This window comes from Streptomyces sp. STR69, from assembly GCF_024519455.1.
Lineage (GTDB): Bacteria > Actinomycetota > Actinomycetes > Streptomycetales > Streptomycetaceae > Streptomyces.
The window spans coordinates 251,755-269,450 of record NZ_JALJRY010000010.1 but is presented as its reverse complement, the minus strand read 5'-3'; the positions used below and the strand labels follow the sequence as shown (position 1 = coordinate 269,450).

Here is a 17,696-nt window from a genome sequence, read left to right as displayed (position 1 = left end):
TCAAAAGGCCAGGACCAGCCGGCGTACGGCCTCCCGGAGCTCTTCCGGGGTGCGGTCGCTGTAGGCGAACCGCACATGCCGGGTCGAGGACGGCCGCCGGGGGTCCGCCGCGAAGAACTCGCCCGGCTGGTAGAGCACGCCGTGGGCGGCCGCCCGCCGGAACAGCGCCGCGGGGTCCACGGCGTCGTCGGTGAGCCGCGGCCAGAGGAACAGCCCGCCTTCGGGGGCCACGATGTCGAAGGCGCCCGGGAGTTGTTCCCTCAGGGCGTCGATCAGCGCGCCGGCGCGCTCCCGGTACAGCGCGGTGGCGCCGCGCACGATCCGGTCGAAGAGATGGGCGTCGTCGGTGAGCAGCCGTTCGATGACCGCCTGGGTCACCGAGGACGTGTGGACGTCGAGGCGGTTGCGCAGCCGAATCACCGGTTCCACCAGGTGGTCCGGCAGTACCAGCCAGCCCACGCGCCAGCCGGGGCCGAGGGTCTTGGTGAAGGTGTTGACGTGGATCGCCCGATCCGACTGGTGGAAGACCGCGACACCCTGGTCCTGGCCGCCGAAGCGCAGTTCGCGGTACGGATCGTCGATGATCACGTAGAAGCCGTACCGCTCGGCGAGGTCGATCAGTGCCTGCCGCTTCGGCGCCGAGAGACTTACCTGGGCGGGGTTGTGGAAGTCCGGCACGGTGTAGGCGGCGGCGATCCGGGCGCCGGTGGCGAGCCGTCGGGCGAGGTGTTCGACATCGAAACCGTCGGCCACGACCGGTACCGGCAGGATCCGCGTCGTCGACACCTCCAGGGCCCACAGGAAGCCCGGGAACACCGGATCGTCCACCGCGACGGTGGCGCCCCGCTCGACCACGGTCAGCACCGCCAGTGCGAGGCCGTGCATGCCACCGTTCGTCACCACGATCCGGCTCGGGTCGACGCCCTCCCGCTTCGCGATCCAGTCGCACAGCGCGGCCGATCCGCGCGCCGGCGCGTACTGCAGGGACGCGACCGCGGCGTCGGTGGCCTGCCACAGGTGAGCCGATGCCCGGCCGATCGCCTCGACCGGCAAAGCCTCGGGCGCGGGGATGCCACCCAGCAGTCGAATGGTTCCGGGGGCGGGGGCGGCCAGGCTGGCGTCGACGAAGCCCTTCGGCGCCGAGAGCCCGCGGGCCAGGGATGTCAGCCCGTTCTGTTCCTCAGGACCTGCGGTCATGTACTGCCTCCAGGCCCTGAAAGGAGTTGTTCGGCGCGGCGCGCGAACAGGTGCGCCTCACACGCGGTGGAGTGCGTGCGGGCGCGTTCGGCGGCGGCCCGGACAGCGGTGAGGGGTGCACCGCGGGCCTGCAGCAGGCGCGCCTTCAGCAGCAGGAGCAGCCCTTCGGCGTAACGCTGGCCGTAGTCCCACATTGCCTGGTCGGCTCGATCGAGAGCGGCGTCGGCCCGATCGGGCAGTCCGGCGGCCAGCCACATCTCGGCGATCAGCGCGTAGTGGTAGGCGATGCCCCATTGCGGTGGATCGAGCAGGTGGGCTGCCAGGAGTTCCTCGGCCTCGGCCGCGGCGCCTGACGGATCCTCGCCGGTGAGGGCGCGTGCCCAGCACCAGAACTGCCGGATGTAGTGGTCGATGTGGGCGCTGAGGCGGGCAAGGCCGGCGGCGACCCACCGCTCGCCGGCTCGCCGTGCCGTTTCCGCGTCCCCGGCCATGGAAGCGATCATGGTCGTGTAGTAGACCCAGACCGAGGCCGCGTACGGATCCCCCGGGGTGTCCCAGGTGTCGACGAAAGCCAGAGCCGTGTCGACATCACCGTGCAGCGCGGTCATGACTGCCCGCCAGCCAGGTCCTTCCCCGGGAATGCTGCCGTCCCGCCGGAGCGGTGTCTCTTCGTCCGGGGCGACGATGCCGTCGGCGGTGACATCTTCTTTGCTGAAGGACCGGTACGCCTCGCCGATGTTGCCGATGTCCCACTGATGCAGGCCCCATGCCTGCCGGCCGTAGCGTCGGACGGCGGGAGCGGAGGACGCCTGACCGAGCTCGTGCATGCGGCGGGCCAACTGCCCACGGCCCTTCTCGATGGAGGTGTAGGCGCCCATCAGACGGATGAAGAGGAAATCTGCGGCCTCCTCCTCCCGGCCGAGGGTGCGGGCCAGGTATTCGGCCCGCCCCAGCAGATCGAATATCGAGGTGTCGTACCCCGACTGCCGTCTGACGACGATGGCGAGCAGCGTGAGGGCGGAGAACTCCAGCTCCATGAGTCCTGAAGCACGGGTGACCTGCACAGCGGAGCGCAGTTGTCGACTGGCGGACTCGAAGGCGAGTTTGGCCGCCGCGCGGCGCCCGGCGCGGATCAGCGCCTCCGCGGTGCGATCGGGCTCGGCGAGGGGGCCGGCGGCCCACAGGTGGTAGGCGAGGCGTTCGGCGACGTGCTCGTCGTCGGCGTGGATCTGTTCGAGCGCGTCCGCGACGCGCAGATGCAGTCGGGTGACCTGCTGTTTCGTCGCGGTCTCGGAGACCGACTCGCGCACCAGGTCGTGTGCGAAGCGGAGCGAGGACGGGTCCTGGGGCCCGGGTTCGAGCAGCCCGAGAGTTCGCAGCGGTTCCAGGCGATGGAGACAGTCCGCGACGTCCACGCCGGTGGCGCGGGACAGCAGCCTGAGGTCGACGTCGCGGCCGATGAGCGCGGCCACGTGCAGCAGGTCGCGGGCGCGGTCGTCGAGCCCGGCCATCCGGTCGCGGACGACGTCATGGACGGTGGACGGGACTCCGGGCGATGCGGAGGTGTCGCCGTCGCCGATCACGCCGGCCCCGCTGAGGAGCCGGGACAGTTCACGGACGAAGAACGGATTGCCGGAGGTACGGGCGTGGATGGCGCGGGCGACGGCGTCGCCGGGATCCTGGCCGGCCTCGTGACGGATGAGTTCGGCCACGTCGCCCGGACCGAGGGGGCCGAGCCGGAACCTGCGGTGACCGGGGCGCCGGCTGGCGGCGGCCAGCACCCGGGAGAGGCCGGGGCCGAGTGCGGGTGCGCGGTCACGTAGCGCGCCGATGATCGCCGTGCCCTGGGGCAGCCGCCCCGCCAGGTGCTGCAGCAACTGCAGCGAGGTGGCGTCGGCCCACTGGAGGTCATCGAGTATCAGGAGTGTCGGCCGCCGCGCCGAGGCTTGTCCGACGAGGGCGACGACCTGTTCGAACAGCCGGAACTGGGCGTTGCCGTCGGGCAACTCCCGGCTTGCGTCGTCCCGCGTCGCGAGGAGGCTTCCCAGCCCGCCGGTGAGCCACTGTTCACCCGCCGGAGCGGGCAGACTGCGCACGACCTGGCTCAGTGCCTGCTCCCATGGCCACATCGCCGGTGTCCCGTCACCCTCCAGGCAGGAGCCCCAGACGGTGAGTGCCCCCAGCCGGCCCGCCACAGCAGCAGCCTCCTCCAGCAGCCGGGTCTTGCCCGCGCCGGGTTCGCCTTCGACAACGCCGATCGCGGTGTCGCCGGCGAGTGCGCGCTCCACGATGCGCCGCAGCGTGGCGAGTTCCTCGGTCCGGCCGAACAAGGTGGCCGCCGTGGCCCGTCCGACCTCCTCGTCCGCCTCCCACACACGCGGCACCGCCGGGGGCTGCGTGAAAACCCGCCGTTGCGCGTCCTCCAGCGCCGGGCCCGGGTCGATGCCGAGTTCCTCGGCGAGCCGGTCGCGGACCTGCCCATACACCGACAGCGCCTCCGCCTGGCGTCCGGTGGCGCCGAGAACGCCGACGAGACCGGCGAGCACGGGTTCGTTGAACGGTGCCATCGATGCGGCCAGTCGCAAGGCCGCGAGTATCCGCTCCGGTCGGCCCATCGACACGGCAAACTCCGCCGCCGCCGTGCACGCGTCGAAGAACTCGTTGTCGAGTGCGGCGAAGACCGTCGTGGCCATCGTCCCGTCGGCGATACCGTCGCCCGCCGAGCCGTGCCAGAGCTCGAGCGCTCCGACGTAGTGATCGAGAGCCACCTCATGATCGTGCCGAGTCAGCGCGGCCTTGGCGGCACCGACGAGTTCTCGGAACGCGACGAGGTCCAGCACGGCGGGGCCGACGACGAAAAGGTAGGAATTGCCACGCCGGTGGAGGAACGAGCCGGCTTCGCGAACGGGCAGCGAAGGCTCGAAGAGCCGCCGCAACGCGCCGACGTACTTCTGGAGAATGTTCACAGCCGACGCCGGGACGTCCTCGGCCCAGATCAGGTCGACCAACTCGCTCGTGCTGATCGGCTCGCCCGCGCGGGCGAGCAGGATCGCGAGCAGGTACGACTGCTGCGGAGGGCCGGGGTCCAGTTCGACGCCGTCCCGCCAGATACGCAACGGACCGAGAATCTGCAGCCGCAGAGACGCAGCGGAGGAAATCATTCCTATTCCCGTTCCCAGCCTCGGTCGACCTTCGCCTCCATCCGCCGTCCATGGTGGCTCAAGTCCCATGACAGGCAAAGCGATTACCAGGAATTGCTGACTGGAAATACAAAGCAAACAACCGGAAACCACCAGAGGCGACAGCCGCAATCGCGGCGCGCTCCTCCCGACGAGCAATGCGCCACGTACCACCGTCCTACGAGCCGATCACCAGGTCCTCGGTGGGCAGTGTCTGGCAGGCCAGCCGCCAGCCCGCCGCCAACTCGTCGGCGGAGAACATCCCCCGGTCGTCGGTCTCACAAGCACCGGAGAGTACCCGCACCCGGCACGTACCGCAGGCGCCTTCGCCGCACGACTGGGGCAGGGCGACACCGACGGCGTTGGCGGCGTCGAGGACCGACTGCCCGGGGCTGCACGGGAACGTCGGGGCGCTGCCATCCGTGCCGATCATGAACTCGGTGACACCGGCCGCCGCGGCAGCGACGGCGATGGCGTGCGCCTTCTCCCGGCGAGTCTCCCTGCTCCGGCCCGACACGAACGCCTCGGTGTGGATGGCCTCTCGCGGCACTCCCAGTTCTGTCAGGCGGCCGATCAGGTCCTGCATCATGGGCGCCGGCCCGCACAGGTGCACGCGCGTCGTCGGGCGGGCGTGGGGCCGCAGCGCATCGGGACCGATCCGCCCTGTCCGGTCGGTGGTGAAGACCGACGCCTCCAGCCCCGGCAGCCGGGACCGCAGCGCTTCGATCTCCGGCCCGAACACCACCTCGTTCTCGGTCCGGTGGCTCGCCAGCAGGACGATCCGTCCCCTGTGACCGGCGTCGGCGGCCGCGAGCAGCACGCTCATCAGCGGGGTGATGCCGACGCCCCCGGCGATGAGCAGGAGCGGGTCCGCCCCGGTGCCCGGCTCCCAGGTGAACTCGCCGTGCGGGCCGCTCACCCGCAACGCCTGCCCGGGCTCCAGTTCCTCGTGCAGGAATCCGGAGCCCAGCCCGTCCGGCTCGTGCTTCACGGCGATCTCGACGAAGCCGCTCTCTCGCGGACTGCTGCAGATCGAGTACGACCGTTCGATCGGCTCGACGGCAACGGGCAGTTCGACCTTCACGTACTGCCCGGCGGTGAACGAGAACGCCATCGTGTCGCCGGCCAGGGGTTCGAAGCGGATCTTTCGGACCGTCGGGGTCAGCACCTCGATTCCGGCCACGCGCAGATACCCCTCCCAGGGCGTGGCCGAATCCCTGACCGCCCCGCCGGTGGCGATGGCCCGCCACATCGTCCCGAGCTGCCGCGGTTTCAGGACGGCGTTCGCCGCCATCAGCCCGCCCGCCAGCGCCCCCACCACGCCGGACCCCCAGGCGTCCTGCCCGGCCACGAAAAGACCCTTGACCGGCGTACGGCATCCCGCCCGAGCCGAGCGCAGCCGCTGGGGAGTCGCCGCGAGCCCGTAGAAGGATCCCCGCACACTGTGCTGATAGGTCTCGAACGACAGCGGTGTCGCCAGTTCGGCGAAGGCGACGGTCTCCCGGAAGCCGGGCCAGCGTTCCTCCACGCGGGCGATCAACCGGCCGGTCAGCTCTTCCTTGAACTTCCGGTAGCTGTCCGGCCGTTCGTCCTCGGGCGTCCCACGCCACTGGTCGACCACCTTCGGATCGACGAGTTCCAGCAACTCCACCGTGTGGAAGCGGGCGGCCGGGTTGTTGAGCGAGGCGAACGAGACGTACAGCGTGCCCTCCCCCGGAGGGCGATGAACGCCGTCGTGCTCGTCGAGATCCGGCATGAACCAGTGGTTCTCGCCGCGCAGCCCGAACTCGGCCGGAGACCGGTCCAGTCCCAGAAACAGCATGACCGCCGACCGTTCCTCCGGCAGATCGGCCAGTTCGTGGCTCCTGCCGATCAGCGCGTACGTGTTGCGCACCCCGGCCGCCGAGACGACGGTGTCCGTCCGCACCCGGTAGCGCCGGCCGGCGGCGGTGTCCTCGACGTCGACACCGGTCACCTTGCCGTCCTCGACGACGACCTCGTGGACCCGCTGCCGGGAGCGCAGCACCACGCCGTACCGCTGAAGGATCTCCAGAACGACCCGGTTGAGCTCCTGAGGGCCGCCCACGGGATGTGTGGTGCCCTCCATGAAGAAGGTCAGCGGGACCGCCGCGTGGCAGCCGAACGCGCTCGACGTCGGCGGAGTGCCGTACAGCCCCCAGCGCGCGGCCAGAACGGCCCGCAGGCGTGGATCGCGGAAGCTGCGGGAAACCTGGTCCCGCAACGATCGGAACGTCGACGGGAAGAGCCACTCGACGACGGGCGCACCCGCTTTCCGTACGCCGGCGGGGAACGATGCCAGGACATTGCGCGCGGTCAGCCCGACCATGGCCCAGCGCGTGGTCCGGAAGAACCGGTCGATCGCGTCGGACTCGGCAGGAAACCGCTCCTTCAAACGCTCACTGAACCGTTCCTTCGTAGCGGGAACGGCGAAGTCGAACCCCGGGAAGTGCAGTGCGTCGTACTCCTCAGGCAAGGGCGAGAGCTGCACCCGTCCGTCCGTCATGAACCCGAGGAACGGACCGGCGCTCGCGCTCATGTAATGCAGCCCGGTACCGAACCGGTATCGCCCGGCGCGGGAGAACTCGTGCGTCATCCCGCCGAGCGTGTAGTGCTGTTCGAGGACGAGCACACGCTTCCCGCCGAACTGCGCGATCGTGCGCGCCGCCGCGAGACCCCCCATACCCGACCCGATCACCACCACATCGGCTTCCTCGTCCGACACCATCGGCACCCCCAGTCATCCGTCCTGCGAGGGGGCTCAGATTGGCCGAGCCGGCTTGACGTCGACTGAATGACCAGTGAAGACCACTTGGAACCAAGCACCGGTCCCGTTCAATTCCCCTCCAGTACGCCGCCATAGCTTTGCGTCGAGCGTGAAGTGGCCGTCATCCGAAGGAGAGTTGGTTCATGGTGAACGGGAAACCGACGATCGTGCTCGTACACGGAGCCTTTGCCGACAGCAGCGGCTTCAACGCCGTCGCCAAGCGCCTTGTCGCAGACGGCCATTCAGTGGCCTCCGCGCCGAATCCACTGCGAGGACTCGCCTTTGACGCGGCTCAGGTCAGGGCACTGCTGGACAGCGTCGAGGGACCGATCGTGCTGGTCGGGCACTCGTACGGCGGTGCGGTCATCTCCGCTGCCGCCGAGGGAAACACGAACGTGAAGGCACTGGTCTACCTGGCGGCGTTCGTGCCGGAGACGGGCGAGAGCGCGCAAGCACTGGTGGAGAAGTTCCCGGGCAGCACCGTGGGCGAATCCCTCAAACCTGTGGCGCTGCCCGACGGCCAGGTCGACCTCTACATCGACCCGAAGGTCTTTCATCCCCACTTCGCGGCCGACGTGCCGGCAGAGGAAGCCACCCTCTACTCCATCACGCAACGCCCGGCCACCGGCGCCGCCCTGGGCGAACCCGCCACCGGTCCGCAGGCATGGCACACGATCCCGAGCTACAACCTGATCAGCGGCGCGGACAGGATCATCCCACCGGCGACGCAGGAGTTCATGGCCCAGCGCTCCGGCGCCAAGACCCAGCTGGCCGAGGGCGCTTCGCACATGGTGTTCGTCTCCCGGCCGGGTGCGGCGGTGGGCCTCATCGAGACAGCCGTGCAGGAGCAGACATCCACCCGATGATCCCTGGGAGGGACCATGCATAAGAGCGAAAAGGCCATGAGGTGGGGCCTGCGGATCCACCTCTTCTGGTACGTCGTCGCCAATGTGGCCCAGGTGGTGCTGTGGGGGATATTCACCCGCGACCACTTCTTCTGGCCCTTGTGGTCGATTCTGGGCTGGGGCATCGGACTGGTGATCCACTACTGGGTGATCCGGTCGAAGTCCCCATCACTCGCCCGTCATTGACCTGAACCGTCGCAAGGAGGACCAGAGGAGGATCATGTCCGAGAAAGTGGTTCCGGGCCGCAACACCGCCGCCGCCGAAGGCGACGTCGTAGTCTTCCACATCGGGCTGCGGATCAACCGGCTGCGAGCATTCACCAGTTGGCTGCCGGCATTCATGTCGATGCCGCGCATGCTGCGCGAGCTGTCACAGGAAAAGGGCAGCGGGCTTCTCGGTTACAAGGTGCTCTACGGCAGCCTCCGAGACTTCTACGTCGTCCAGTACTGGACCGACAAGGACCGGCTCCTCGAGTATGCCCATCAGCGCGACAAGGAGCACCGACCCGCGTGGACCGAGTTCAACCGACGCGCACGCGCCGGAAAGGGGAACGTCGGCATCTGGCACGAGACGTTCATCGTCCCGGCAGGCTCCTACGAATCGGTGTACGTCGACATGCCCGCGTACGGCCTCGCCGCCGCGACAGGTGTCGTACCGGTGGCCCGGCGCGGCGACACAGCGGCCCAGCGTCTACGGTCGGCAGAAAGGTAGCTGCCCGCGCTCACGCAAATCCGACCTCGCACTTCCACGAACGGCACCGCACCGCCCTCCTGTTGTCGCAGATCACGAGCGCTTCTCGCGTCTCCGATGAAGTGCTGCACGGTGCCGCTCGTGAAAGCGGGAGGCCAAATCCGCTCCGCGCCGGGTGCGAACTGTCCTGCGCCTCCGCGCCCCCCTGCCGCCTCGGTCGAGAAGGCACTGCTCAACGTCCAGCGGCAACAGTCCGAAGCCCGCTCACGGGTCCGGTCGTCGGCCGACTGCCACCGGATGCCGGTGAAGCACGGTTCTGGAAACCCCGCCGCTTGCGGCTCCGTCTGTTCACGCCATCACGGCCGTCATGCAAAACCCGGGCTGGTCCAGATAGCGAAGAAGGCGTGGCGAGGTCTTTCGCCCGCATACTTCCTGCCGCCGCCAGGCCCTGGACAGTGCACACGCCAGCACGGGCGCTCCCATCCTTCCCAGCACGGTAGCGATGAGCAGGGGTGGTGACAGGTGACGAGAGGTCAGGAAATCCAGCACCTGTCCAGCGCGGTAAAAATCCAGGAGCCCGACCTCGAAGAGTCAGACCCCACTTGACCTGCACGTTTGCTAGATCGACGAAGTGGTGTTCGGTCACCGCAAAGACATCAGCCTGAGCATGATCAAGAGAACATACAGGTCAGAGGCGGTTTTTCGGCTCTACCAGGGGGCGTCAGGATTCCTGGCTGACCGGACTAAGAATCAGTGCACCTGACCAGCGACACAACACGCCTGACACCCCATCAGAACGAGCGTCACGAGCGTCATTTCGGCGTCAAGATATCGCCCGTAACGCCCACACCGCACATAATGCGCACGCACAAAACCGCAGGTCAGGACACCTTGGCCACCGGCTCAAGGATCGCCACACACTCCACATGATGCGTCACCGGGAACAGGTGCATCAGAGCCCAGATGATCATCCCGTGACGGCCCCGCTTGCGAAAACGTCACGGAGGACGACAGCGATCTCGCCGTCCCACTGGGGCGCCCGCCCAAGCTCTGGCGACGGCAAGCGGTCCCTCAGTCGGCGCCGGCAGGGCCCGCACCATCGCGGCCGACGCCGACGGAAACAGGCCCGAGCGAGCTGTCGTCGTTCACCAACGCCGGGCTTTGCCACTCAATCCAGTCCCCCTCCCCCCAGCACAGCACCACCCCGCCGGACCGACTTCATTGGCGAAGGACAACTGGTGAATTGGGGCCTGCAGCACCGTTCAGAAGCCCGGCTCGCCCGCCGCGTCACCGTCGACATCGACGGCGGACACACAGCTGCGCCGTCGCACCGACGGAAGCGAGTCAGTAAATACGGGCCGCGCAGCCCTCACCTTTTGATCACCTTGATCAGGACTTTGCCGCCCTTTGATCAAGATCGCGACAGCAAACCTGCTCGGTGAACTAGCGTCTTCGGGCCAGTCAGCCGACTCAGGGGGAACAGACGACGCCATGGGCGACAAAAGCGACGGCGAGATACTCGACATCAAGATCGCCGACCTGAAGGCGACAGCTCCGCATTTCCACACGCACAGCTCCGACCTGGCCAAGGCGCTGACCAAGCTCAAGACCGGCCTGACGGCAGCCGGTTCACCGTGGGGCGACGACGAGCAGGGCCAGAAGTTCCACGAGCAGTACGGCCCGCACGTGACGAAGATGGAAGAAGCCGCCGGGATCCTGGCGCTCGGCCTGGCCAGCATCGAGGCGGCCATGACCGACATGGCGGACGGCCATGTCGACAACGAACTGCTCGTCCGCTCGATGTTCGGCAAGATCCAGCCCGCTCCGCACGACGGCGACGGAACCGCGCAGTGAGCGCGACCGACAAGGTCAAGAAGATCGTCCAGGACATGACCGGCATGTGGTGGCCGGATGCCGACGAGGACGGTCTGCGGGACGCGGCCAAGGCGTGGCGGGACTTTGCCGACGACCTCGAAGAGGTCACGGCCGCCGCGAACAAGTCGGCCCGGGGCATCATCGAGCACAACAAGGGCGAGGCGATATCCGCCTTCGACGACCCGTTCTGGCGCCGCTACTACTACGACGGCCACGGCTGGCTCCAGGACATGATCGACGGCGCCCGTGACATGGCCAAGGCCCTCGACCAGTACGCCGATGTCGTCCACAAGGCCGTCAAGCATCTGGAACACGAGCTGGAGATCGTCGGCGCCACCATCGTCGCCGGCACCGCCCTCGCGGTCTTCACTTTCGGCATCTCCGAAGGCGCCGCTGCCGCCGCCACCGCCTCGATCCTGGAACTGTCCGCCACCCTCGGCGTGACCGTCTCCACCGAGATCGCCACCATCGCCGGCACCACACTCGCCACGGCCGCCATCGGCGGACTCGAATCGATCACCGTCGACCTGGCGGTGACCCAGCCCGTCGCGATCGCCACCGGCGAGAGCAAGGGCCTCAACCTCGACGAGGTGAGCGACTCCGCCCTCTACGGCATGGAGTTCGGCGGCGTCTTCGGAGCAGGCGGGAGCACGGCCCGGATCGTCGCCGAGAGCGGCGGCATGGAGGGCCTGTTCAACGGCTTCCGGTTGAACAGCGCGGCCCTCGACGAGATGGGCAAGTCCCGTACCTGGAAGCTGATCCAGTCCCCCGACTCGAAGCTCCCCGCAGCACCGGCGCGGGCCGGCGACTACGAGTTGGTCTCGGGCGACCCGGTCTACTTCGGCAAGAACACCACCACGGTGGGCTACGACGAGCGGACCCTGAACAACCTGCAACGGGTCGCCCGGGTCCCCGGTGTGCACGACGTGGTCGTGCACGGCACGGACGAGGGGGTGTTCGTTCCCGGCCGGGTCAACGCGGCGGGGAAAACCCTGACGGACTTCGAAGTGCACCCCAACCACATCGCGGATGCCATCCGCAGCAATCCCAACTACCACGGCGAACCGGTACGCCTCATCTCCTGCTACTCCGGCGCCGACGCGAGACCTCCCGAGCTGCCCCTCGCCCAGTCCGTCGCCAACGAGCTCGGCGTGCCCGTGACCGCACCCACGAGCAAGGTGGGCACGTCCCCCCAACTCGGCCTCAACCAGACCCCCACCATCGGCAACAATGGCTACTGGCGCACCTACCTGCCCATGGCCCATTAGCGGCAGGCTCACAGGAGTGAAGATGATCAAGCGAGCGGGCTTCTATCGGGAGATCGGCGGCCAGGCCACCGTCCGAGATGACGCGCCGTCCCTGCTGGATGCCGTACAGGACAGTGGGCCCTGGGACGAGGACCGCATCCTCGCCTACCTGGAATCGGCCCCGGAGATCTACACCACGATGGGCTCCGAGCACGACGCCCTCACCGGCGAAGGGTGGATCGCCGGCTCCGGATCCCTGATCACGGACGGTACCTGGCTCTGGCCCGTCGACCTCGTGCACTACGTGCGCCGTCACCACGCCGCCCTCCCGCAGGAGTTCCTGGACCACATCCGGGCCAACGACTACACGGTCCCTGACGTACCCGACGAACAAGCCAGGCGGATTTTCCAGGAGGAGTTCCCGGACAGCGCCCCCGCCACGACCCCGTCCAAGGCGACGGGCTTCTTCACCTGGTACGTGCCGAAGCTGAACAGCACGAGCGCCCGTCAGCTCCTCGCCCATCTGGAGATCGCGGGACTCTCCGCCGTGCACCCGCTGACAAACGCCCTCTTCGGATTCCGCGAGACGCCTACGGGAAACCGCGAACCCCTGATCGGTGATGGCACAGCCCTCGCCGCCGCCCTGGCCGACGACCGCTACTCGAAAGCCGAGTTCACCTGCTGGAAGGGCTACGACCAGTCCCTGACCGGCATCGTGCGACGCACGGACGAGACGACGCAGAGCATCACACTGCGCCTCACCGACGTCCCGGCACCCGACCGCGAGGAGGCCGTAGCGGCACTGGTGCGCACGCTCGACCAGGACGCGACCGAGTGCCGCGGTTTCGTCATCGACCGGACCGGCGTTTCGGCTTCCCAGGACTGGGACCGCATCCTCACGGGCAACGGAGCACACTTCACCGTGTGGCCCGACACCATCGGCATCCTCCGGGACCACGTCGGCAGCCACCCTGAGCTGGCCAACAGCAAGCCGGCCGCTTACGGCCCGCTCGACGTCTTCCACCGCGTGTGAACCTGAGGGCGGGGTAGCCGTCGGCACCGCACCGAACCAGCGCCCTGCGTTCTTCGGCACGGCCGCATCGGGGTGGAGGCCGGTGAAGGATCAGTGGGGGCCGGTGACGGTGCCGGGTACCCCGCACGCTACGGTGTCGTGTCCATGTCGCGCACCTATGGGGGGTTTGATGCGGCGAACCACGGCAGCCGCGAGTGTCGTCACCATGCTCGTGCCGCTTCTCCTGGCCGGCGCTTCCACGGCGTCGGCCGCAGCCAATGGCTCACTCACCGTCAGGACGTTGGACCGGAGCGGCAAGCCGGTCTACGCCCAAGTGGCGGTCTACAACACGAGGACGAACGACTTCCGCTACATCGACGGCAACAAGAAGACGTCGCTGCCCAACGGCAGTTACGAGCTCGCCACCTCCTTCACCGGCGGCAACAGCGAGGACGGCATCGTCGGCGGCCACAGTGTGAAGGTCTCCGGGGCCACGACGACCACGTTCGACGCCCGGAAGGGCCGTGCGGTCAAGGTCTCGATCAGTCCCGCCCCGGGCAGCGGATACGACCGCACGGTCAGCGCGGCCGTCTGCGCCACCGACAACAGCCCGGCGACCATGAGCACGTCGGCCGCGCCGGGCGACCTGTACGTCATCCCGAACAGCAGCAAGGCGTACGAACTGGCCTACGGCACCACGTACACACCTCGGTCGACGACCGGCGGCGACTTCTGGCTGGCCTCGGCCACGCACAGCCGCGGTGTGCCGTCCGGGGTGTCCGCGACACTGAGGAAGTCGGGGCTGACCACCCTGAAGGTGTACGCGCGTTCCGGTCCCGACAGCGGACAGGCGCGGTTCTCGTTCAACGGGGAGCCGGCGGGCGGCTACGACTGCTCGTCGTCCATGGACATCCTCGACGTCGAGCGCGACCTGCCCAACTCCTTCGGCGTCCACGTCCCGGCCGGCCAGTGGACGGTGGGCCAGCAGGGCAACGACTTCATCTACGGCGGGTCCCACAAGTACGCGGCCGGCAAGACCGCCACGCTGGCCCTCGGCCACGCGGTCTGGGGGCCCGGCGGGCAGCTGCCGTACACCTGGTACCACCAGCTGTACTTCGGGAACGACAACCCGTTCGCCGACCCCACGCTCACGGCGGGCGGGGGCCTGGCCTCCGGCACCGTGAAGCTGACGCACGCGGGCAGGACGCTCTACTCGCACAAGTACAGCCCCTCGCAGGAGCTCGGCGCGCAGCCGCGGATCCCGGGATCGGGCTGGTACACGATCACCGAAACCGGTCACCGCGACCATCTGCCGGCCGGCTCGCTGTCGACCTCCTCCAGCCTCTCCCTGCACTTCTACGCCGACGCCGGCAAGAACCAGCAGATCCGTGCCTACATCACCCGGTTCTCGCCCGAGGCACTGAACTCCAGGAACCAGGCGGCTGCCGGGTCGACCACGACCGTCGGCCTGGGCATGCAGCGCAACGGCACGGGCGACAGCACGATCGGCCGGCTGTCGGACAGCGTGAAGTCCGTACGTGCCTGGTACACCACCGACAACGGCTCCACCTGGCACGCCATCACCGCGAAGCTGACCGGCGGCAAGTGGACCACCACCGTCCACAACCCGGCCTCCGGCCGCGTCGGCCTGCGCTCGACCGTCACCGACACCCACGGCGACAGCTCGACGACCACGGTGTACAACGCGTACGCCGTGGGCTGAGGACTGAGGACTGACCGTGCCGCCACCGTCGCGACGGTGGCGGCACGGACGACCGCACCTGCCCCCGATTTGATTCCCGAGTGTTGTCACCGCAGGGATGAGTGCTTCAAGCCGGCTTCTCCTCAAGGCGAGGACTCGAATCGAGCAGCCGGTCAGTCCTCAGGTGTGAGGTAGGGAATGGCGGACAGCAGTCCGAGATCGTGCGGCAGGAGAGAAGCAAGCCACGCATCACGCTGGGTTCCATCCTGTTTCATGCGGCCACGTAAAGTGCCCTCAAGTTGAAATCCAGCCTTCAGTACCATTGCCATGGAGGCATGGTTTCCGACTTCCCCCACGCCCTCGATACGAACCATGTCCAGTTCGCTGAAAGCCCATCTGCACAGCTCACGGACGGCTTCAGTCGTGTAGCCCTTGCCGCGTTGTTCCTTTACAGTCCAGCAACCGATATATGCCATGGACTCGCTTCGCCCGACCGTGCTGACCCCAAAGATTCCGGAACAGCCCACCAGATCAACGGAATTCTTTGTGCGTACCCCGAAGATGTACTGATGGTCGGCTTCCCAGCCGCCCTCGCACGTGCTCAGCACGAAGTCTCGCGCCTGCTCGCGAGTTCCGGGCACGGGAACAGTGGTCCAGCGCCTGATCTCCGGGTCCGACCAGGCCGCAACGATGGCATCCAGGTCGGTCAGTTGCATCTGCCCCAATATCAGGTTCTCGGTCGTCAGTGTTACCGGATTCATTTCGCATTCCCTCAACGGTCTCGAAGTCGTTTGGGCCAGGGGTAGAGAAATTATCTAGCGGACCAGCAGAGCCGCGTCCCAGAGTATTACGTCCTCTGCCGGGTTGGCACCGTTCGCAGGAGAGTGTGCAAGTTCGCCGAGACAGGCAGCACAAGCAACCAGGGGCAAGTCGATATGCGCGGATGCCTAATGCTGAGGGTGATAAAGAGTGCACAACTCTGCCATTGGGATGTCTTATCAAGCCCGAAGCCGTGCAGCTGTTGGGTCACGATGCTCATCGCCCCCGCGAGGGCGACCGCCCCTGAAAGCTCCCACCGCACCGGCGCGCCCTGGCCGGACCGTCGTACCTGCGCAGGCACGACACCCTCCCCCAACTCGCCGGCGCCGACGCCGGCCACTGAGCCGACGGCGTGTTCCTCACCTCAACCAGCTTGCTGCTCAAGGAAGTTGGTCACGAGGACGGGCAGCAGACGAGGATATTTCGGCGCCGGGCGGGGAAAGGCACCGGCACGGAGGTGGGGCCTATGTGGTCATCGTGGGCGGGAGACCGGTCGTTTCCCCATCGGGCCCGGAACGACGCCGTGGTGCCGCCGCTGCCCGCTGAGCTCAGGAGAGCCGCGGCCCGGGCGCGCCACCGTGACCTCGGACGGCATCCGAAGCCGGACGAGGAGATCCGGCGCGGCATCGTCCTGGCCCCGGCCGACCCCTCCCAGTGGAGCCACAGCCACCATCTCGTCGACTCTCTCGAACCCCGGGACCGCCGACGGCTGGGGCTGGCGCTGCTGAGCAACCCGCACGACACCCGGGGCGACATCTGTATGGAGGCCGCGCTGACACGGCACCCGTGCGGCTGGTCCCCCGAGGAGGCCGAGAAACTGCTCGCTCTCGCCCTGCCGGAGTTCGATCACAGCCCCGATCACATCCCCAATCGCGTCCCCTACGGGTTCCACCAGGTGTGCCGGTGCCTGGGGTTGCCGCTCGCCGCCGTGCGGGAACAGGAGCCGTCCGAGCGGGCCCGCTACCGGCCTCAGCTGCGCACCATCGTGCTGCGCGCCCGTGGCCACCACTTCTTGGCCCCTTCCGGCGAGCGCCAGGGGCAGTGCCGTTGGCATCTCTCCGTCGAGGAGGCCGCCGACCTGCTGGACCTGCCGTACGACCGCGAGGTCCCCAAGCGTCTGCCGCAGGTCCTGCCCGACCGGGACAACTGGAACAACCGGGCATTGGCCGAACTGGGCACGCTGGTCTTCGAACCCGGTGTGCTGGACCTGCTCGCGCTGCTCCTCACCATCGACGGCTTCCGTCCGGCCCAGTCCTGGCTCGGCCAGGTCCGTGAGCGGCTGGAACTGCTTCCGGTCGCCCCCGAGGTCGTGAGCGCCCTGCTGCGCATCAACACGAACTACCCCAACGGCATGATCGAATCGGCACTCGGCAGGCAGACGTCCGTCCTCGACGACGCGAAGCTCATGGCCGGCGCCGCCTGGGCGGCCTGCCTCGCCGGAGACCCGGCCCTCATCGGGCTGGTGGCCGCACAGGCACTGGGCCGCGGCCTCGACCGGCGGCTTCCGGGCCTTCCGGACCGGGACATCCTCCCGGCGCGGGCGGGTGTCACCGCCCTGAGCGCCGCGGCCGGCATGCCCGGGCTGGGGCGGCACCGCAGGGCCCTGTCAGGACTGCCGCCCGAGGCGGCCACCGCGGCCCGCGCCGCGCTGGACTCGATCGCCGACGAGTTCCTGTCCGAAGGAGCCCGCGAGGTGGCCCTCGACCATCACACGGCCCACCTGGCCGTACGCCCGGACGGTTCCGTCGGCGTGGAGGTCCGCACCGACCGGGGACAGCCGGTGACGTCGTACGGGATGCGGCACTTCAACGGGAGATACGTCCTGGAGCTGACCGCTTTGCGGCTGCGGCTCCCGCTTCTCGCCGCGCAGGCCGATCGCGAGCGTGGCGTCCTCGCCGAACTCCTCGCCACCGGAACCGCGTTGACCGGTGAACGGTTCGGCGCGCGCTGGCTCGACCACGACGTCGCCGGGCCCCTCTGCCAGGCCCTGGTCTGGGAGGCGGACACCGCCGACGGCACCTTCACCGGGCTGCCCGTGCGCGGCCCCGGCGGCCGGTGGCTGTTGCGGGACATCCGGGGTCGGACGCACGAGGTCACGGCCACCGACACGGTACGTCTCTGGAACCCGGTCCACGCCGACCGGGCACAGACCCGCGCCTGGCAGGTCCATCTGGAACTCGGCGGCCTGACACAGCCCATTCGCCAGGTGCCCGTACGACGGGGTGCGTCCCGCCGCCCGGTGGGGGACACCAGGCCACCGCAATCGTCCTGACGCCCGTCCGCA

General features: G+C 68.4%; 12 protein-coding genes and 1 pseudogene. 9 read left to right on the top strand and 4 right to left on the bottom strand.

Features of this window, described 5'->3' with window-relative positions; translation table 11 throughout:
- The 3 genes from OC490_RS20860 to OC490_RS20845 form a co-directional block, all read right to left on the bottom strand.
- Positions 1–1,197, bottom strand: a complete 1,197-nt coding sequence (locus OC490_RS20860) for a PLP-dependent aminotransferase family protein (protein WP_262059475.1) — start codon at positions 1,195–1,197, stop codon at positions 1–3.
- Complete coding sequence (locus OC490_RS20855; protein WP_262059474.1) at positions 1,194–4,358, bottom strand: ATP-binding protein; 3,165 nt, start codon at positions 4,356–4,358, stop codon at positions 1,194–1,196. Before OC490_RS20855 ends, OC490_RS20860 begins: the two co-directional genes overlap by 4 nt.
- A 196-nt stretch (positions 4,359–4,554) precedes the next feature.
- The gene (locus tag OC490_RS20845; RefSeq protein WP_315986689.1) at positions 4,555–7,122 is read right to left on the bottom strand and encodes an FAD-dependent oxidoreductase; all 2,568 of its coding nucleotides are present in this window, start codon (positions 7,120–7,122) and stop codon (positions 4,555–4,557) included.
- 182 nt (positions 7,123–7,304) lie between these two features.
- Here OC490_RS20845 and OC490_RS20840 point away from each other — a divergent pair, with 182 nt between their 5' ends.
- The 7 genes from OC490_RS20840 to OC490_RS20810 all read left to right on the top strand — a co-directional run bounded on the left by OC490_RS20840 (position 7,305) and on the right by OC490_RS20810 (position 14,614).
- The gene (locus OC490_RS20840; protein WP_262059473.1) at positions 7,305–8,027 is read left to right on the top strand and encodes an alpha/beta fold hydrolase; all 723 of its coding nucleotides are present in this window, start codon (positions 7,305–7,307) and stop codon (positions 8,025–8,027) included.
- A 15-nt stretch (positions 8,028–8,042) separates the two neighbouring features.
- A complete protein-coding gene (locus OC490_RS20835; RefSeq protein WP_262059472.1) occupies positions 8,043–8,252 on the top strand; it encodes a 2TM domain-containing protein in 210 nt (69 codons plus the stop codon).
- Positions 8,253–8,286: 34 nt separating this feature from the next.
- Positions 8,287–8,778, top strand: coding sequence for a DUF4188 domain-containing protein (locus OC490_RS20830; RefSeq protein ID WP_262059471.1), 492 nt, complete (start codon positions 8,287–8,289; stop codon positions 8,776–8,778).
- 1,470 nt (positions 8,779–10,248) lie between these two features.
- The gene (locus OC490_RS20825) at positions 10,249–10,611 is read left to right on the top strand and encodes a hypothetical protein (RefSeq protein ID WP_262059470.1); all 363 of its coding nucleotides are present in this window, start codon (positions 10,249–10,251) and stop codon (positions 10,609–10,611) included.
- Positions 10,608–11,900 carry a hypothetical protein gene (locus OC490_RS20820; protein ID WP_262059469.1) on the top strand — a complete coding sequence of 431 codons (1,293 nt, stop codon included), beginning with the start codon at positions 10,608–10,610 and terminating at the stop codon, positions 11,898–11,900. Before OC490_RS20825 ends, OC490_RS20820 begins: the two co-directional genes overlap by 4 nt.
- Before the next feature lie 22 nt (positions 11,901–11,922).
- Positions 11,923–12,912 carry a hypothetical protein gene (locus OC490_RS20815; protein WP_262059468.1) on the top strand — a complete coding sequence of 330 codons (990 nt, stop codon included), beginning with the start codon at positions 11,923–11,925 and terminating at the stop codon, positions 12,910–12,912.
- A gap of 169 nt (positions 12,913–13,081) precedes the next feature.
- Positions 13,082–14,614: a hypothetical protein gene (locus OC490_RS20810; RefSeq protein ID WP_262059467.1), complete on the top strand. Its 1,533-nt coding sequence runs from the start codon at positions 13,082–13,084 to the stop codon at positions 14,612–14,614.
- Between the two features lie 152 nt (positions 14,615–14,766).
- On the opposite strand, the gene OC490_RS20805 is transcribed toward OC490_RS20810, so the two are convergent.
- On the bottom strand, positions 14,767–15,354 hold the full coding sequence (locus OC490_RS20805) for a GNAT family N-acetyltransferase (RefSeq protein WP_262059466.1): 588 nt from the start codon (positions 15,352–15,354) through the stop codon (positions 14,767–14,769).
- Positions 15,355–15,624: 270 nt separating this feature from the next.
- Between OC490_RS20805 and OC490_RS20800 the strand changes: the two are divergent.
- Positions 15,625–15,734, top strand: a pseudogene (locus tag OC490_RS20800) (IS5/IS1182 family transposase); the annotation flags it as partial.
- Positions 15,735–15,935: 201 nt separating this feature from the next.
- On the top strand, positions 15,936–17,684 hold the full coding sequence (locus tag OC490_RS20795; RefSeq protein WP_262059465.1) for a DUF4132 domain-containing protein: 1,749 nt from the start codon (positions 15,936–15,938) through the stop codon (positions 17,682–17,684).
- Positions 17,685–17,696 lie beyond the last annotated feature (12 nt).